This is a genomic window from Rhizobium yanglingense (assembly GCF_977109285.1).
Map to the genome: position 1 here is coordinate 1727799 of NZ_CDSAWY010000005.1, position 17187 is coordinate 1744985.

20 protein-coding genes and 4 pseudogenes are annotated in these 17187 nt (G+C 61.9%); 15 read left to right on the forward strand and 9 right to left on the reverse strand.

The features are described 5' to 3' along the window. Positions 1-224 precede the first annotated feature (224 nt). From ACW4PC_RS18265 to ACW4PC_RS18300, 8 genes and pseudogenes are all read left to right on the forward strand, one after another. A complete protein-coding gene (locus tag ACW4PC_RS18265) occupies positions 225-425 on the forward strand; it encodes a hypothetical protein (RefSeq protein WP_455874692.1) in 201 nt (66 codons plus the stop codon). A gap of 284 nt (positions 426-709) precedes the next feature. Continuing rightward, complete coding sequence (locus ACW4PC_RS18270; protein ID WP_455875053.1) at positions 710-1009, forward strand: hypothetical protein; 300 nt, start codon at positions 710-712, stop codon at positions 1007-1009. Between the two features lie 81 nt (positions 1010-1090). Continuing rightward, positions 1091-1306 carry a hypothetical protein gene (locus ACW4PC_RS18275; RefSeq protein ID WP_455874693.1) on the forward strand — a complete coding sequence of 72 codons (216 nt, stop codon included), beginning with the start codon at positions 1091-1093 and terminating at the stop codon, positions 1304-1306. 109 nt (positions 1307-1415) lie between these two features. After that, positions 1416-2153: an oligopeptide/dipeptide ABC transporter ATP-binding protein gene (locus ACW4PC_RS18280; RefSeq protein WP_455874694.1), complete on the forward strand. Its 738-nt coding sequence runs from the start codon at positions 1416-1418 to the stop codon at positions 2151-2153. Continuing rightward, a pseudogene (locus ACW4PC_RS18285) lies at positions 2062-2439 on the forward strand (ATP-binding cassette domain-containing protein); the annotation flags it as partial. The gene ACW4PC_RS18280 and the pseudogene ACW4PC_RS18285, both read left to right, overlap by 92 nt. 195 nt (positions 2440-2634) lie before the next feature. After that, positions 2635-2793 carry an oligopeptide/dipeptide ABC transporter ATP-binding protein gene (locus tag ACW4PC_RS18290; RefSeq protein WP_455875054.1) on the forward strand — a complete coding sequence of 53 codons (159 nt, stop codon included), beginning with the start codon at positions 2635-2637 and terminating at the stop codon, positions 2791-2793. 153 nt (positions 2794-2946) lie between these two features. Next, on the forward strand, positions 2947-3495 hold the full coding sequence (locus ACW4PC_RS18295; RefSeq protein WP_455874695.1) for a gluconokinase: 549 nt from the start codon (positions 2947-2949) through the stop codon (positions 3493-3495). 62 nt (positions 3496-3557) lie between these two features. Next, positions 3558-3944: an ester cyclase gene (locus ACW4PC_RS18300; protein ID WP_455874696.1), complete on the forward strand. Its 387-nt coding sequence runs from the start codon at positions 3558-3560 to the stop codon at positions 3942-3944. Positions 3945-3971: 27 nt separating this feature from the next. Here ACW4PC_RS18300 and ACW4PC_RS18305 read toward each other — a convergent pair. From ACW4PC_RS18305 to ACW4PC_RS18315, 3 genes and pseudogenes are all read right to left on the reverse strand, one after another. Continuing rightward, a pseudogene (locus ACW4PC_RS18305) lies at positions 3972-5220 on the reverse strand (NAD(P)/FAD-dependent oxidoreductase). Positions 5221-5297: 77 nt separating this feature from the next. Continuing rightward, on the reverse strand, positions 5298-5801 hold the full coding sequence (locus ACW4PC_RS18310) for an isoprenylcysteine carboxyl methyltransferase family protein (RefSeq protein WP_455874697.1): 504 nt from the start codon (positions 5799-5801) through the stop codon (positions 5298-5300). Then, positions 5798-6850 carry a type III polyketide synthase gene (locus ACW4PC_RS18315; RefSeq protein WP_455874698.1) on the reverse strand — a complete coding sequence of 351 codons (1053 nt, stop codon included), beginning with the start codon at positions 6848-6850 and terminating at the stop codon, positions 5798-5800. Before ACW4PC_RS18315 ends, ACW4PC_RS18310 begins: the two co-directional genes overlap by 4 nt. 168 nt (positions 6851-7018) lie before the next feature. Here ACW4PC_RS18315 and ACW4PC_RS18320 point away from each other — a divergent pair, with 168 nt between their 5' ends. From ACW4PC_RS18320 to ACW4PC_RS18345, 6 genes and pseudogenes are all read left to right on the forward strand, one after another. Further along, positions 7019-7564: a tetratricopeptide repeat protein gene (locus ACW4PC_RS18320; RefSeq protein ID WP_455874699.1), complete on the forward strand. Its 546-nt coding sequence runs from the start codon at positions 7019-7021 to the stop codon at positions 7562-7564. 37 nt (positions 7565-7601) lie between these two features. Continuing rightward, positions 7602-8207, forward strand: a complete 606-nt coding sequence (locus ACW4PC_RS18325) for an RNA polymerase sigma factor (protein WP_455874700.1) — start codon at positions 7602-7604, stop codon at positions 8205-8207. After that, on the forward strand, positions 8204-8995 hold the full coding sequence (locus ACW4PC_RS18330; protein WP_455874701.1) for an anti-sigma factor family protein: 792 nt from the start codon (positions 8204-8206) through the stop codon (positions 8993-8995). Before ACW4PC_RS18325 ends, ACW4PC_RS18330 begins: the two co-directional genes overlap by 4 nt. Before the next feature lie 16 nt (positions 8996-9011). Then, a pseudogene (locus ACW4PC_RS18335) lies at positions 9012-9601 on the forward strand (hypothetical protein). Between the two features lie 77 nt (positions 9602-9678). Next, positions 9679-9843 (forward strand): DUF1328 domain-containing protein, encoded by a 165-nt coding sequence (locus tag ACW4PC_RS18340; protein WP_022717247.1) that lies wholly within the window; start codon positions 9679-9681, stop codon positions 9841-9843. A 186-nt stretch (positions 9844-10029) separates the two neighbouring features. Further along, complete coding sequence (locus ACW4PC_RS18345) at positions 10030-11652, forward strand: ABC-F family ATP-binding cassette domain-containing protein (protein ID WP_455874702.1); 1623 nt, start codon at positions 10030-10032, stop codon at positions 11650-11652. A gap of 24 nt (positions 11653-11676) precedes the next feature. On the opposite strand, the pseudogene pepT reads toward ACW4PC_RS18345, so the two are convergent. Continuing rightward, positions 11677-12910, reverse strand: a pseudogene (gene pepT, locus ACW4PC_RS18350) (peptidase T). A gap of 114 nt (positions 12911-13024) precedes the next feature. Here pepT and ACW4PC_RS18355 point away from each other — a divergent pair. Further along, entirely contained in the window at positions 13025-13342 is a 318-nt protein-coding gene (locus tag ACW4PC_RS18355; RefSeq protein ID WP_455874703.1) for a DUF2950 family protein, read from the forward strand. A 7-nt stretch (positions 13343-13349) separates the two neighbouring features. Here the strand turns inward: ACW4PC_RS18355 and ACW4PC_RS18360 are convergent, their stop codons facing one another. The 5 genes from ACW4PC_RS18360 to ACW4PC_RS18380 all read right to left on the reverse strand — a co-directional run bounded on the left by ACW4PC_RS18360 (position 13350) and on the right by ACW4PC_RS18380 (position 17079). Further along, the gene (locus tag ACW4PC_RS18360) at positions 13350-14408 is read right to left on the reverse strand and encodes an adenylate/guanylate cyclase domain-containing protein (protein ID WP_455874704.1); all 1059 of its coding nucleotides are present in this window, start codon (positions 14406-14408) and stop codon (positions 13350-13352) included. A gap of 186 nt (positions 14409-14594) precedes the next feature. Beyond that, entirely contained in the window at positions 14595-15044 is a 450-nt protein-coding gene (locus ACW4PC_RS18365) for an SRPBCC family protein (RefSeq protein WP_022717253.1), read from the reverse strand. Between the two features lie 191 nt (positions 15045-15235). Next, entirely contained in the window at positions 15236-15937 is a 702-nt protein-coding gene (locus ACW4PC_RS18370) for a DUF899 domain-containing protein (RefSeq protein ID WP_455874705.1), read from the reverse strand. Beyond that, positions 15888-16262, reverse strand: a complete 375-nt coding sequence (locus ACW4PC_RS18375) for a hypothetical protein (RefSeq protein ID WP_455874706.1) — start codon at positions 16260-16262, stop codon at positions 15888-15890. The genes ACW4PC_RS18370 and ACW4PC_RS18375 overlap by 50 nt, the downstream gene beginning before the upstream one ends. Then, positions 16243-17079, reverse strand: a complete 837-nt coding sequence (locus ACW4PC_RS18380) for a DUF899 domain-containing protein (RefSeq protein ID WP_455874707.1) — start codon at positions 17077-17079, stop codon at positions 16243-16245. The genes ACW4PC_RS18375 and ACW4PC_RS18380 overlap by 20 nt, the downstream gene beginning before the upstream one ends. Positions 17080-17187: the final 108 nt, after the last annotated feature.

A 17187-nucleotide genomic window follows, 5' to 3' on the forward strand; every position in this document is an offset into this window, starting at 1 on the left:
ATGAGCACGACAAACAGTCCAAACCGGCACGGTCGCTGCAAAAACCGCCCAGCCCATCGGCTCTTGCGGAGTTCTGGTATTATTTCTCGCGAAACAAAGGCGCCGTCATCGGCCTCGCCGTTTTCACCTTCATTCTCGTCGTCGCGCTATTTGCGCCGCTCGTTGCGCCGCATACGCCAAACGAGACAGAATCGGCAGATGCTTCTTCCTGCTGCCGTCCTGGCATGGAAGGCGGCAGCTCGTCCTTCCCGCTCGGGACGGACGCCGTCGGACGCGACATTCTTTCGCGCCTCATCTATGGCGCGCGCTTCTCGCTCTTCATCGGCGTTGTCGTCGTGACGCTCTCGGTGATCGTCGGGCGTTCTGCTCGGCCTCGTCGCCGGCTATTTCCGCGGCGCGCATCGATATCGCGATCATGCGCCTGATGGATATCATCCTCGCCTTGCCCGTCGCTGCTTTTGGCCCTCGTGCTGGTTGCGGTCCTTGGCGCCTGGCCTGATCAATGCGATGATTGCGATCTCCATCGTCAATCAGCCGCATTTCGTGCGCCTGACGCGTGCCTCGGTCATGGCCGAGTCGTGAGAAGCGAGTATGTCATCGCCTCCCGCGTGTGCCGGTGCCGGCACCTTGCGGCTGATGTTCAACGACAATCCTGCCGAACTGTCGCGGGCCGCTGATCGTTCAGGCGACGCTCGCCTTCTCGGCGGCGATCCTCGATGCTGCCGCCCTCGGCTTTCTCGGCATGGGCGCCCAGCCTCCGACACCCGAATGGGGCACGATGCTCGGCCGAAGCGCGAGAGTTCATCCAGCGCGCCTGGTGGGTCGTAACGTTTCCCGGGCCTTGCCATCCTCGTCGACCGTGCTCGCCATCAACCTGATGGGCGACGGGCTGCGCGACGCGCTCGATCCCGAAGCTGAAGAGGTCCTGATGCCACTTCTCGATATTCAAAGATCTGACGGTCGAATTCCAGACGTCTGTCCGGCCTCTTCCGCGCCGTCGACGGCGTGATCGCTCACGCTGCGACAAGGGCGAGATCCTCGTCGATCGTCGGCGAATCCGGCTCCGGCAAGTCCGTTGCGATGCTCGCGCATGATGGGGCTTCTGCCCTGGACGGCGAAGATCACCGCTGACCGCATGCACTTTCGACGGGCAAGGAACTGCATCGGCATTTCCGGCCGACAGCGCCGCAGGATCGTCGGCAAGGACATGGCGATGATCTTCCAGGAGCCGATGTCGCAGCCTGAACCCGTGCTTCACGGTCGGCTTCCAGCTTGGCGAGACGCCTGCGGCTGCACCTGGGTCTGAACCGCAAGGCAGCGCCGCGAGCGCTCGATCGAGCTCCTGAGCCTGGTCGGCATGCCCGGCGCCGGACAGATCGCCTGGTCGAACTATCCCGCACCAGCTGTCCGGCGGCATGAGCCAGCGCGTGATGATCGCCATGGCGCTCGCCTGCAATCCGAAGCTCTTGATCGCCGACGAGCCGACGACCGCGCTCGACGTGACCATCCAGGCGCAGATCCTCGATCTGCTCGTGCGCCTGCAGAAGGAGCAGGGCATGGCGCTGGTGCTGATCACCCACGACATGGGCGTCGTCGCCGAAACTGCAGAGCGCGTGCAGGTGCAGTATGCCGGACAAAAGGTCGAGGAGCAGCCGGTGAAGGCACTTTTCCGCGACCCGCATCATCCCTATACCGCCGCATTGCTTGCCGCCCTGCCCGGACGCGTGCCCAAGTCGGCCAGCATCTGCCGTCGATCGCCGGTGTCGTTCCCGGCCAGCATGACCGCCCGGCGCGGCTGTCTCTTTGCGCCGCGCTGCGGCTACGCGACGGTCGAATGCGATCGTGGTGTCGTCCGCCAGGGGCCGGAGCTTGGCCTGTGCGCTATGCAACTATCCTTTGAAAGACGGCAAGCCGCTCGGTCATCCCGGCGTGATCGCCGAAGCAATCCGCTGGAGACTTCGTATGACCGGCGCCGTTCTCGAGGGCAAGGATCTTGCCCGCTTCTACACTGTCAATCGCGGCATGTTCAAACCGGAGGCGACCGTCAAGGCGCTGAACGGCGTGAGCTTCAGTCTGCATCCCGGCAAGACGCTCGCCGTTGTCGGCGAATCCGGTTGCGGCAAGTCGACGCTCGCGCGCCTGGTCACGCATGATCGAAGACCCGACGGCAGGCGCAGCTGCTGATCGACGGCAAGCCTGCCCGCGTCGGCGACCGGAGTCTGCCGCAGCCAGGTGCAGATCGTTTTCCAAAATCCTTACGGATCGCTCAATCCGCGCCAGAAGGTCGGTGCGATCCTGGAAGAGCCGCTGAAGATCAACACCAATCTCGATGCCGCACGCCGCCGCCGCAAGGCAGAGGAAATGATGGCGCGCGTCGGGCTGCGGCCGGAGCATTACGATCGCTATCCGCACATGTTCTCCGGTGGCCAGCGCCAGCGTATCGCCATTGCCCGCGCGCTCATGCTGCGGCCGAAGGTGCTGGTGCTCGACGAGCCGGTTTCGGCGCTCGACCTGTCGATCCAGGCGCAGGTGCTGAACCTGTTGATGGATCTGCAGAAGGAAATGGGGCTTGCCTATCTTTTCATCTCGCATGGTCTATCGGTCGTTCGCCATATCGCCGACGATGTGATGGTCATGTATCTCGGCCGCCCGGTCGAGACGGGGCCGGCGGCCGAAGTCTTTGCGCACCCGCGTCATCCCTATACGGCGGCACTTCTGTCGGCGACGCCGATCGCCGATCCCGATCGCGCCAAGAGCCGCATCCGTCTGCAGGGCGAGCTTCCTCGCCGCTGAAACCGCCGAGCGGCTGTCATTTCAACCCGCGTTGCTGGAAGGCGCAGGACTATTGCCGCCGGGTGGAGCCTGAGCTAAGTGGAGAGGGCGAACAAAAATACGCCTGTCATTTTCCGCTCGACTGAACGGACGCAGGCGACGACGGAGGACCGAATGCCGGAGCGGACGAACAAGGCCCATGCAATCATCGTCATGGGCGTCAGCGGCTCGGGAAAATCCTCAATCGGCGAGAAACTGGCGGAGGCGCTGAGCCTTCGCTACATTGAAGGCGACCAGCTTCATCCGGCATCCAATGTCGAGAAGATGTCGAAAGGCATTCCACTGACCGATGCGGACCGCATGCCTTGGCTCGACCTCATCGGTGAAGCCATGAAGGCGGCTCTTGGAAAAGGCAATGGCGTCATCGTCTCCTGCTCGGCGCTGAAGCGCATCTATCGCGAGCGGCTGCGCGTCGCGGCCGGCGGCAATCTCTTCTTCGTCTATCTCGAAGGTTCCAAGGAGCTGCTGAGCGAGCGGATGGGGCATCGCTCGGGTCACTTCATGCCGACGTCCCTGCTTGAAAGTCAGCTCGAGACATTGGAAGTGCCGACCGGCGAGCCAGGGGTCGTAACGGTGGATATCGATGACACGATCGAAGACATTGCCGAGCAAGCTCAGAAAGAAGCTAGCGCCGCTCGGCGTTGCCTGACCACGATCTATTGACGGCCTCTTAGAAGCGGCCATCTTTGAGTGCTCAGAGAAATCCAGTGCCCGGAGGACTTGCCTTGAGCAGGGCTGAACTTTCAGCGATCTATCGCGACTACATCGCCTGCCTGAACGCGCGGGGCTGGCAGCGGCTGGGGCGCTTTGTCGGCGACGATGTGCGCCACAATGGCCGGCGGGTTGGCCTGGCAGGCTATCGGGCGATGCTGGAGCGGGATGTCGAGGAGATTCCCGACCTTCGTTTTGACGTCCAGTTGATGACGTCCGACCCACCCCTTATGGCATGCCGGCTGGCTTTCGATTGCACGCCGAAGGGAACGTTCCTCGGCCTTCCAGTCAACGGAAAGAGAGTCTTTTTCACCGAAAACGTCTTCTATCGCTTCGATCGGGAAAAGATCGATGAGGTATGGTCGATCATCGACAAGGCGGCCGTCGAAGCACAGCTCTAATGAAGGCCGCCACGACTTGTCGTGCCGCTAGGGATTGAAGCGCTGCGGCGAATAGGCGGAAATATTCGATGAACGGCGTCCCCCCGGTGATCAGTTCCGCCAGCACGCGGCCGGTCACCGGACCGAGCGTCAGGCCGTGGTGCGCATGCCCGAAGGCGAACCACAGGCCGTTGTGCCGCGGCGCCTTGCCGATGATCGGCATCATGTCCGGCGTGCAGGGGCGCGCGCCCATCCACGGCTCCGGATCGAGCCTGCGTCCGAGCGGAAAGACGGTACGGGCGACTTTTTCTGCGCGGTCGAGCTGAACCGGTGTCTTCGGCGCGTCGAGTGCTGCGAATTCCGCACCGGTGGTCAGCCTGATGCCGCGGTTCATTGGCGCGAGGAAATAGCCGCGCTCGGCATCGAGCGTCCAGTTGTTGAGGACGGCATTGCCTTGCGCCGCATAGTGCATGTGGTAGCCGCGCTTGACGCCAAGCGGAAAGGAATAGCCGAGCCGCTTCGTCGCAACCGCAGCCCAAGGACCGAGCGCCATCACCGCGTCGTCTGCCTCGATCGAGCCTTCGGACGTCATGATTTTCCAGCCGGAACCCGACTGGCCGAGCGAAACGGCATCGCCGACAACAAAGCGGCCGCCAAGGCTTTCGAAATAGCTGCGGTAGGCGGCCGTCAGCGCTTGCGGATCAAGGACCGACCAGGGATCGCGCCAGCGGATGCCGCCGGCGAAGGTCTGCATGAGGCTCGGCTCCATGCGGGCAATGTCGGCGGAAGACAGCGTTTCGTAGCTGACGCCGAATTCCTTCTGCCAGCTTTCGGCCTCAGCAAGCTCTTCGTCGCGCGTTACCTCGGTCCGAAAGACCTTCATCCAGCCATCCTTGCGGATCAGCTGTTCTGCATGCGACGCCTCGATCAGGTCCTTGTGCTCCAGGATCGAGTTCTCGATCAGCGGCGCATAGGCACGGGTGATCATCTCATGGCGCCGTGCATTGGAGTTCCACCAGTATCGGGCGAGGAAGGCGAGCTGGCTCGGGAGTGCCTTCAGGTGATAGTGCGCGTCGATGCGGTTGTTCAACGCGTAGCGCAGCAGCAGTCCGATCTGTTGGGGAAAGCCGTAAGGCACGACACCTTCACGCTGGATCAGTCCGGCATTGCCGTACGAGGTCTCGCTGCCGGGATCCTTGCGGTCGATCAGCGTCACCTGCCGTCCGCGCCGTTGCAGATGGATTGCCGTCGAAACACCGACGATGCCGGCACCGAGCACGATTGCGTTCTTGGTCATTTTTCCTTGCAGCCCACTGAATTCCAAGGGACGAAAATGCCCTTAGGATTGCAATGGCGCAATTGAAAAATCGCATTTTATTTCAAAATCATTGCCGTTTTGAGTGCGGCATTTTCGGCACGGATGCGGATTGCAAGCATGAGCGCATTCAAGATGGTGAAGGCGGCCGCGTAGAGCGGCATGCTGAAGGCAAGCGGCAGGACCGCGATTTCCCCCGCAACGATGGCATAATTCGGATGCCGGATGTAGCGATAGGGCCCGCTACGGACGAGCGGCGCCTCCGGCAGAACGATGATCCGCGTCGTCCACCGCTCCTTGAGGGTGGCGAGCACCCAGAGGCGGAGGATTTGCAGCAGCATGAAGATGCCGAACCATACAAGGTTCACCGGCCTGTCCGAGGCGAGCAGCCACAACCCGCCGATCCAGGCGGCATGCAGGGCGACCATGTAGGGGTAATGTTCCGCCCCGGTCTCGCGTGCGCCTTTTGCAAGAAGCGCGGCCGTGTTGCGCCTGGAGAGAACAAGTTCGCCGAGCCGCTGGATCGTGACGAAGGTCAGAAGCGCAATGGACGCAAGCATCATGCCGTCCTCCGCAGCGTAACGCAGCTTGCGGAAAATCCTGGTCCCATGGCGATCATCGCAGCGCGCTCGGGCAGACCGGCGCGGATTGCGCGTTCCAGCACGAAGAGGATGGTTGGCGAGGACATGTTGCCATAGTCGGAAATCACCGCGCGCTCGTGATCCAGCGAACCGGGCGCGAGCGAAAGCGCACTTTCCATTGCCGCCAGCACCTTGGTCCCGCCCGGGTGGCATATGAAACGGTCGATATCCCGACGCGACAGGCCATTGCGGGCAAGGATCGCGTCGACAGCGGGACCAAGCTCCGTCTCCGCGAAGGGCGGCAGCGACTGCGCAAGTACGATGCCGAAGCCTGTGTCGTCGATCTTCCAGCCCATAATGTCGAGCGTGTCGGCAAACAGATGTTCGCCGCAAGATTCCACTTCGGCGATGCCGTCTCCACCATTGCGAAGCACGCAAGCTGCAGCACCGTCGCCGAAGAGTGCGGTTGCGATGATATTGGGCCGCGTCAGCTCGTCCAGCCGGAAGGCAAGGGTGCAGAGTTCGATCGTCACGAAGAGCACGGTCTTGCCCGGTTTGCCCTTCGCCAGACGCGACGCGATGCCGACGCCCGAGACGCCGGCAGCACAGCCAAGCCCGAATACGGGAACGCGCTCGATATCCGCCCGGAACCCCATCTTTCCGGCAAGCTGCGCATCGAGGCTCGGCGTCGTAAACCCGGTGGAGGAGACGGTGACGACGCAATCGATGTCGCTTGCCTGCAGATCGGCCTGCCGCAGTGCCTTGGTCGCCGCTTCGATGAAGAGGTTGCTTGCGACCTCGGCATAAGCGTCCATCCGGTCCTGCCAGCCATGCGGCTCGTCGAACCATGAGAGCGGTCGCGCCGCATGTCGCTTGGTAATGCCCGCATTGTCGAAGACGCTCGCAAGATGCCGAAAGTCCTGGAAGCGGCCGGCAAAGAGGCGGGCCGATGCCTCGGCTGCTTCTGCCTGCGTGATGATGTGTTCGGGCACGGCAATGGCAAGGCTCAGAAATGTGACCGTATCGTTCACGGCATTCTCCTTTTGCCCCCGGCGGTAAAGCGGAGAACACCTCTGACGGCGATTTATTCGTACCGGTTTCGTCACGAAAAGGTGATGGAAAAATGCCTTGCGCCGTCCGAATAAAATGCCGGGCAGGCGTGTTCTTTCGCGGCAAGGTCATTTTCCCGGAGATATCCCATGACGACCACGATTGTCCGTATCGCTTCTCTCGTCCTCGGCGGCTGCATCGCCGCCTCCATGCTTTCCACTCCCGTCTTCGCAGTCGGCGGCGGTGGCGGCGGCGGCGCGAACACGCCCACCTGCAAAAAGGGTCAGATCTATGACAAGAGGTCGAAGCAATGCGTGAAGCAGCAGAGCGCCAATGTGACGGATGACAACCGCACCGACTATGCCTATTCGCTGGCAAAGGCCGGCCGCTACGAAGAAGCGCTGGCGATACTCGATACCGTCAAGGACCAGAACAATGCGGAAGTGCTGAATTATCGCGGCTACGCCACCCGTAAGCTCGGTCGCACGGACGAAGGCATCTCCTATTACCTTCAGTCGGTCAAGCTCGATCCCCAATATGCGAAGGTTCGTGAATATCTCGGCGAAGCCTACGTCGTCAAAGGCCGCATCGATCTGGCCAAGGAGCAGTTGAACATGATCAAGGCGATCTGCGGCACGGGTTGCGAGGAATACCAGGACCTCAACGCCGTAATCCTCGATCCATCGAAGATCTGAAAAGAGGCGGCGCGTGGCGGCAAGGAGGGATAGTCGAATGCCGGTCGCGCGCGCCACATTTCCTGCCTATAGTCGCCTGGAAACGGGATTGCCGCTTCGGCTGGCGATCCCCGGAAGACGAACTGGGGCGGAGGCGGCCATCGCGAGCGAAGCGGACATCAGGAAAGGCCTGACAGAGAACCTTGCCAGGCTCTGGCGTTATGGTCTCGTGCTCTCGCGGCAGCGCGATGTGGCCGATGACCTCGTCCAGCAGACCTGTGTCCGGGCGCTGGAACGCGGCGGGCAATTCGAACAGGGGACGCGGCTCGATCGCTGGCTGTTTTCGATCCTGCATTCGATCTGGCTGAACGAGGTCCGCTCCCGCAAGGTCCGCCAGGGCAAGGGCTTGGCTGATCCGGAGGAAGCACTGGTCTTCGACGGAGCCCGCGACACCGAAATGCATGTCATGGCAAATCAGGTGCTGCTGCAGGTGGACGCGCTGCCGGAAGCACAGCGCAGTGCCGTCTTCCTCGCCTACGTGGAAGGGCTCTCCTATCGCGAGGTGGCGGATGTATTGGCCATACCGATCGGAACCGTGATGAGCCGGCTGGCGGCAGCACGCGCGACCCTTTGCGGAGCCATTTCGGACGAGGGACGGCAATGAGCAACGATATCAACATACCCTCTGACGAAGAACTGACGGCCTTCATCGACGGCGAACTGCCGTCGCAGGATGCTGCGCGCATCGAAGCGCTCGCCAATGCCGACGAACGCGTAGCCGCCAGGTTGGAATTCCTGTCCCACAGCAACCTGCCGTTCAAGGAGGCCTTCACCCCGCTTCTCGCTGCCGCGCCGCGGGCGAGCCTCGAAACGATGCTTGCCGCAATCCCCACACAGCGGGAAAGTAGGGGCTCAAGCTTTGCGAGCCGCCGCGGCTTTCTCGGCGCGCTTGCCGCTTCGGTGGTCGTGGGTGTCATTGCAGACCGCGCCTACCTCGGCATCAGCCACAGCCTTTCGAAGGACGAGGGCGCCGAATGGCGCGCTGTCGTCGCCGAATATATCTCGCTCTACACGTCGGACACGCTGGCAGGTCCCGTTCCGCCTGCCGATGTGCAGAGCGTTCAGCTTGCCCAGATCGACCGAAAGCTCGGGCTTGCACTTTCCCCCAGGATGGTTGCGTTGCCAGGGGTAGACTTTAAGCGCGTGCTGCTCCTGGAATATGACGAAAGACCGCTTGCCCAGATTGCCTACCTTGATCCCGAGACCGGCCCGATGGCGCTCTGCATCATCGGCTCGGACAAGGGTGAAAAGGCGCCGGACATCGAAGGCCGCGAGGGCATGAACATCATCTACTGGTCCAGCCGGAGCCATGCCTTCATGTTGATCGGCCATGCCCCGGCAGACCGGATGCAGGAAATCGTCGATGGCCTCAGGTCAAAATTGACGGCATGATCGCCGTCCCGCCATCATGATGACCAGATTGCATGGTGTTGCCGATCATCTCGATACGACAGGGACCGGCGTTTCAGTATGGATTGGATCAATCGTTATATCGACGAGCCGCTGCTTTCCGGCGCGGCGCGTACGCTGCGGGTTTGGCATGTCTACACGGCGCAGCATCCGGAGCGTTTGGAGCCGGTGTGGAACCTCGCGGCGCTTTCGTTCCTGGCAATCGCAAGCCGGTACAATCTCTCTGGACAGCCTCTTGTCCTCAGCCTTGCGGCATTGTTCATGCTGGCTCTGCCGTCCATCTGGAAGCTGGCTTCCTCCGCAAGGGTGGGAAGGAGCGGCTATGATGCCCGGCGTTACAAATCTCTCCGAGCCCGAGCGATCAACAAGCGTGAGGCGGAATGGTCTTTGCGGATGACCGTTCTCTTCGCCTCGGCCGGACTGCCATTCGTGACGCGCATTGATGATCCCATCGGATCGGCGTTCATGGCTGGCGCATGCATCTGGTTCGTGCTGACTGCGCCCGTGAAGTTCTATCTCGAAGCAGCAGAGCCACCCGCCCCCGACGAAGGCGACCGCACGCATCAGGGCATCCTCCAGTTCGGCTGATGCCCTGAAACCAGGCGTTCTGGAACCAATTGCCAAGGGTAGCCGTTGATAGATCAGAATCGAAAGAGGAGTTCACCATGCTGTACTACGCTTTGGTATTTCTCGTCGTAGCCCTGATCGCCGGCGTCCTCGGATTTGGCGGGATCGCAGGCGCTTCGGCTTCCATAGCACAGGTTCTTTTCTTCATATTCCTGGTGCTGTTCGTCGTGTCGCTCGTCATGCGCCTGATGCGCCGCGAATAGTGCGACGAAATGAGATGTTTGAAAAACCCGGCGTCGTGGCGCCGGGTTTTTTGCGTCGATAGGGCGCGATGTCATCCGGCATCAGCCGCGACCCCCGAAACAGATCTTAATGCGGAAAAACCTGCGACAGCCTCGCCGCCCCGTGGCATAAGGCCTCCGAAAAACTTTTCTGGGTCCTTATCGCATATGATTCGTATCGAAAACATCAGCAAGCAGAACAGCCACCGCATCCTCTTCATCGAGGCGACCGCAGCGCTCAACAGAGGCGACAAGGTCGGCCTCGTCGGTCCGAACGGTGCCGGCAAGACGACCCTTTTCCGGATGATCACACAGGCGGAGCACCCCGACGAGGGGCAGGTATCCGTCGATAAGGGCGTCACCATCGGCTATTTCAATCAGGATGTCGGCGAGATGGAGGGCCGCAGCGCCGTATCCGAGGTGATGGACGGCGCCGGCCCCGTGAGCATCGTTGCTGCCGAATTGCGAGAGCTCGAGGCTGCCATGTCGGACCCCGAGCAGGCCGACGACATGGACAGGATCATCGATCGCTACGGCGAGGTCCAGGCGCGCTATGAGGAGCTGGACGGCTATGCCCTGGAAGGACGCGCGCGCGAAGTTCTGGCCGGTCTCAGCTTCAGCCAGGAAATGATGGACGGCGACGTGGGCGCACTGTCCGGCGGCTGGAAGATGCGTGTAGCCCTTGCCCGAATTCTCCTGATGCGTCCTGACGTTATGCTGCTTGATGAGCCGAGCAACCATCTGGATCTGGAAAGCCTTATCTGGCTGGAGGAGTTCCTGAAAGGTTATGACGGCGCGCTGCTGATGACCTCGCACGACCGCGAGTTCATGAATCGCATCGTCACCAAGATTGTCGAGATCGATGGCGGCAACTTGAACAGCTATTCCGGCGACTATGCCTTTTACGAGCAGCAGCGCGCCCAGAACGAGAAGCAGCAGCAGGCACAGTTCGAGCGCCAGCAGGCGATGCTCGCCAAGGAAATCAAGTTCATCGAGCGCTTCAAGGCCCGCGCCTCGCATGCTTCGCAGGTACAGAGCCGTGTGAAGAAGCTGGAGAAGATCGACCGGGTGGAACCGCCCAAGCGCCGCCAGGTCGTCTCATTCGAGTTTCTGCCGGCACCGCGCTCGGGTGAAGATGTCATCAGCCTGAAGAACGTGCACAAGAAATACGGCAGCCGAACCATCTACGAGGGGCTGGATTTCATGGTGCGGCGGCGCGAGCGCTGGTGCATCATGGGCATCAATGGCGCCGGAAAGTCTACGCTTCTGAAGCTTGTTGCGGGTTCGGCGGAGCCGGATGAAGGCAACGTCGCTCTCGGTGCCAGCGTCAAGATGGGATATTTCGCGCAGCACGCCATGGATCTCTTGGACGGCGACCGCACCGTACTTCAGTCGCTGGAAGATAAGTTCCCGCAAGCGGGGCAGGGCTCATTGCGCGCGCTGGCGGGCTGCTTCGGATTTTCCGGCGACGACGTCGAGAAGAAATGCCGGGTGCTCTCGGGCGGCGAGAAGGCGCGGCTCGTCATGGCAATGATGCTCTTCGATCCGCCGAACCTCCTTGTGCTGGACGAGCCGACAAACCACCTGGATCTGGACACCAAGGAAATGCTCATCAAGGCGTTGTCCGAGTACGAAGGCACGATGCTGTTCGTTTCGCACGACCGGCGCTTCCTGGGCGCTTCGTCCAATCGGGTGCTGGAACTCACCCCCGACGGTATTCATCAGTATAGCGGCGGCTACACGGAATACGTGGCGCGCACCGGTCATGAGGCGCCTGGCCTGCGCAGTTGAGCAGAGAGCAATAAGCGCGCGCGCTTAAGCGCGCTCTTCCCAGATTTTCGCCAGTTCGACGATCGTCTTGACCGCTTTCTCCATATCTTGTCGGCTGACCCATTCGAGCGGCGAGTGGAAGGCGTGGCCGCCTGCAAAGATATTGGGGCAGGGCAGGTTCATGAACGAAAGCCGCGAACCATCGGTCCCGCCGCGGATGCTGCCGCGCACCGGCTCCATTCCGGCGCGCCGGATTGCCTCGACGGCGTTCTCGATAATTTCCGGATGGCGGTCGAGGATGGCCTTCATGTTGCGATATTGCGGCTTGACTTTGAAGCCGTAGGAGGAGCCGGGATAGTCCGCCATGACTTCGTTTATGATGCTCTCCAGCATGGCTTCCTTGGCTGCGAGGCCATCGTCATTGAAGTCACGAACAATGAAGGTTGAGGGCTGCCTTTTCCATCGAGCCTGTGACGCCCGTCGGGTGAACGAATCCCTCTCTGCCTTCGGTCGTCTCTGGTGCCACGTTCTTCGGCAGCCGGCTGATGATCGCGCCGGCGATCTTGATGGCGTTCTCCATCTTTCCCTTGGCGAATCCAGGATGGATGGCCACACCTTGAATAGTGATCTCGACGCCATCGGCGGAGAAGGTCTCGTCTTCGATATGCCCTGCCGTCTCGCCATCCATGGTGTAGGCAAACCGGGCGCCGAGCTTTTCAAGGTCGACCTTGTCGACGCCACGGCCGATTTCCTCGTCCGGCGTGAAGAGGATCTTGATCGTCCCGTGCCTGATATCCGGATTGTCGACCAGGATTTGCGCTGCCGTCATGATCTCGGCAATGCCGGCCTTGTCGTCGGCCCCGAGCAGCGTCGTACCGTCGGTGGTGATGATGTCGTTGCCGATCTGGTCGTTCAGCGCCGGATTGTCGCCGACGCGAATGATCTGCTGCGGATCGCCTGAAAGCCGAATGTCGCCGCCGCTGTAGTTCCGCACGATTTGCGGCTTGACATTCGTTCCGGTGAAGTCCGGTGCCGTATCCATATGCGAACAGAAGCAGATCACCGGCACTGGCTTGTCCACATTGGACGGAATGGTCGCATAGACATAGCCGTGTTCGTCGAGATGCGCATCCGAAAGCCCGATTGCCAGCAGTTCCTCGACCAGCACACGGCCGAGGTTTTTCTGCTTGTCGGTGGAAGGCTGCGTCGACGACGTCAGATCCGATTGCGTGTCAATAACGACATATCGAAGGAAGCGTTCGGTAACAGTATCGGTCATAGGCTCAAGTCCAGTGCATGATCGTCAGCGATGGACTGCTGTAACCTTCATCCGCGTTGCGGTGAAGGCTTTTTTGCCTCGGCGCCTGTGTCAGCGGGCGCAGGCAGGCTTCGTATGGCGAGCATTGACGATCAGTCGGAACTTCAGAAGGCAACGGAGGACAGGGGCTATTACGGCTACTTCAAGATACTCAAGCGGCAGAGCGCCAACATCGCCGGCGGCGCCTATGACTATACCATCAACGGAAACATGATCGCCGGTTTCGGCCTCGTCGCCTGGCCGGTGACATACGGTGAAACCGGCATCCACACCTTCGTGGTCAACCGCAACGACATCGTCTATCAGGCGGATCTCGGAGAAGGCACGGATAAGCTCGCGTCTGGCATCGAGCGGTTCAATCCGAATGACAATTGGGCCGTGACCGAGGATTGAGCGGTTTTCAATCCTCCGGCAGGGTGAAGACCGCGCAGGGATCAGCGATGCCGCGCAATGCGTGTTCGCCCAAGGGGATCAAGGCCGTTGCCGTCTCCTTGGCGACAGCGCCCGAGATGAGCACGCTGTGACCAAGGGGCTTGCAGAGCCCTTCGAGCCGGCTGACCAGGTTGACCGCGGGGCCGATGGCGGTAAAGTCCAGCCGGTCGGCCGCGCCGATATTGCCCCATAGCATCTCTCCGAAATGCAGTGCCATGCCGAAGGGCAGCGATGGCAGGCCCTGCGCCTGCCGCGTCGCATCGAGATGAGCCATGCCGGCGCGGGCGGCGGCGACCGCGCGCAGCGCCGCCTCGCAAGCCTCGCCCGGCGCGCCGGCGGTCGGGAAGATCGCCAGCACGCCGTCGCCGATGAACTTCAGCACTTCGCCCCCGAAAGCATGTACCGCCCCCGTGACGCGGTCGAACCAGGCGTCGAGGGCGGTGATCATGACGGAGGGCTCTGTCGCTTCGGACAGCGCTGTGAAATCGCGCAGATCGGCGCAGAGCAATGCGGCGCGGATGGTCTCGCCGGCACCCCGGCAGAGCGCGCCGGCCTGCACCTGCGCGGCGCTGCGTCGGCCGAGATAAGCCTCGAGCAGCGTTGCCAGCGCCGCCCGTGCGGCCAACGCCGCCAGGGGTGCGGCGGCAAAGCGCGAGGCCTGTCGCAGCCGGTAGGCCTCGGCGGGATCGAATGGTCGGCACCCGGCCCAGCCCAGCACCGGGCTGTCCGGAGCCGGGCCAACCGTCTCCTCCAGCACGGGGCCAAGTCCGGCAAGCCAGCCGTGTCCGGCCTGACCGGGCGGACCGCCGGCAAAGCCGAGCGCCTCGATCACTACCCCGGTTTCGGCCCGCCATAACCAGGTGCGGCGGGCGATGATCGGATGCGGCACGGCAAGCGTCAGGGCTGCGCCGGCCAGCGGCAGGCCGTCGGCCAGCAACCGGCCGCCGAGCTCGGCCAGGAACAATTCGGGGTCGGATGAGGCGCCAGCCTCGTCGACCAGCCAGGTGAGGGGGGCGGGCAGATCCATGCCGCGATCATGCCACGGGGGCCGGAGGCTGTCATCCACGCCGTGGCGACGCCATGTCCGCCTGCCCTTGTCGGAGGACATTCCGCGACAAGACGTCATCGAGGAGAGGCGACCCCTCGGACGAAGCTCCGGACGGCTGACCGTTGCCTGGTAATCGCCTCAAGGCGGGCGTTTCGGGAGCTGAATTCAGTCATATCTGCCATGCATCGGATCCGGGCCCGGGTCGCGTCCGGCTGCCACCTCGACCAGCCGGCCGAGGTAGTGAGCCCAGCCTTCCGCGTGGCCGGCGCATTGTTCGGCGTTGGGCAGGCCAGTGTGGGTCAGGCGCAGCAGCGTCCCGTCCGGCTGCTCGATCAGGTCGATCTCGACCAGGCTCGACCCCGGCGGCACGATTTCGCTGCCGTCCCAGCCGAAGCTGTAGGCCAAACGGTGCACCGGCACCACCTCGCGAAAGGAGCCGCGGGCGAAGCGAGCGCCGGTGACGTTGACCAGATAGATCCCCCCAGGCTGCGGCTCGATCTCCGCCTCGGTACCCATCCAGCGCAGGATTTTCTCTGGATCTGTCAACAGGGCAAACACCGCCGAGGGCGGCGCCGGGATATGCGTCTCGCGACGAACGACAAGGGCCTCTTGCATTGGTCTCTCCTGTGGTTGGTTGCTATTGCCTGCCCCGTTTGAGGCGCAGAATGGACGGGGGATGTCCCGCTTGGCGTGAGACAGCATGTAGGCAAACGCTCACCCGCAACAAGGGCACCGGCCACCGCTTGCGATGGCAGCGCCAGATGATTGCTGCTTATGCCACCGGGCGCCGCATCTTTTGCGTCGGATCAATACTGATCGTGCCGGCGTAGCCACTCCATCGGGTAGTTTAAACCGTCCTCACCACGGCCTTTCGGCACGAGGTCGAGGTACTGGTAGGCGCCATTGACCATGTCGATGCCCCGCTCATAGCAGGAATAGGTGTGGAACACCTGGCCTCGCTCGTCCTTATAGAAGACGCTGATCCCTTCCTCTTCTGAGCCAGTTATCGCGCGGCCCGGTTGGTAGTTGTAGTACGCCTCGCCCTTGGCGACCTCTTCCGGGGTGAACGAAACATGATAGTCGAAATTGAAATCGCTGCCGTGGGACGACACCCATGGGAAACTCCAGCCCATGCGCTTCTTGTAGGCTTCAATCTTGGCCAGTGGAGCACGCGGGACCGACGTGAATGTCACGTCGCGATGATTGAGATGCATCGGGATGCCATTGAAATTGTCTGCCCAGAAGGAGCATGACTTGCACGCATCCTCCCAGTCAGGGCCGAGCATGAAGTGATAGACGATCAGTTGAGAACGCCCATCGAAGAGATCGGCGAACGAGAGGGCGCCGTCCGGCCCCTCGAACTGATAGGACTTCTCCACGCGCTCCCAGGGCAACGCCATGCGGCGGCGCGTCAGCGCATCACGCCGGCGCGTGAATTCCTTCTCGGCAGTGAGCAGGTCAAGGCGCACCTTCAGCCATTCCTCGTGCGAGACGACTTGATTCTGCATCGTTATTCTCCTGTTTGTTGGTGCTTTGCGGGGCGAAAGCCGGATCGGGACGACAGGTTCCGCTTCGCCGGCTGGAGATCAGCTTCAGCCAGGGCGCCAAATGAAACGCGCTCATCAGCAAGTACATCGGGACCATTCCGGTCAGCGGTGACGTATGAGACCCGGCAAAGCAGATCATGTCCGTACCGCCAGAAACCGACGTCAACAGCGCCATGACCGCGAAGGTCGGGGCCGCCGCGAGGGATAGACAATCGGCGGCACCGAGAGCCGCCAGGTGGCCGCTTTCGCCGGAGGAGCCCAAAGTTTCACGCCGAGCAGCAATCATCGGTGTGACCTCCCCGGCGAAATTGCTTGTCGTACTTGTCGTGGTGGCGCCACCAGACGTCGTGCTCGTTGCGCCCCATAGGAGCACGGTCGAGCCATTGGTACATACCCCACAGGCCGTCCAGACCGCGCGCATAGCTGGAATAGGTATGGTAGACGATGCCATCGTCGAGCACGAAGGCACTGAGGCCCGGCCTGTCGCGCGTATATGTGGCAACGTCGGTTCCGGTCATGGCTGCGATCTGCGCGACCGGCCCCTCGCTGCCACGCACCTGCCATTCCTGAACGGTTTTTCCTGCGAGCGGCTCAGGTGCTGGCGGCTCGCGATGGAAATTGTATTCTATGCTGCCCTCGCGCTGCTGCTCTTCCGTGAACCAGACGCCGAAGTCACGGTTGAAGTCGCCACCGTTCGACGACGCCCAGGGAAAGGTCCAGCCCATCCGCCGCTTGAATCCCTGCAGCTTTGCGAGCGGTGCGCGTGAGACCGCCGAGAAGGCGACATCGTGGCTCTCGAGATGGACGACAATGCCGTTGAATCCATCGGCGATCGAAGAGCAGGACGGGCAGCCGGCTGCATAGTCGGGGCCGAACATGAAGTGATAGACGAGAAGCTGCGAGCGGCCCCTGAAAAGATCCACCAGCTTGGCGCTCCCTTCTTCGGTCTCGAACCGGTATTCCTTGTCGATCCGAACCCAGGGCAATTCCTGACGCCGCAACGCCAATGCGTCGCTGCGCCGTGTCAGCTCCTTTTCATCCTTGAGCAGGTCGAGCCGTGCCGACAACCACTCTTCGCGTGTTCCGGTTACATGTGCCGTCATCGTTCTTCTCCAATGGCTGTCTGTCGCCGTCTCATTTTCGGTGCGGCGTGTTGCTTGCTGGTCGTGAATAGACTAGGGCCGGATATCGAATGGTGGGAGTTACAAGTG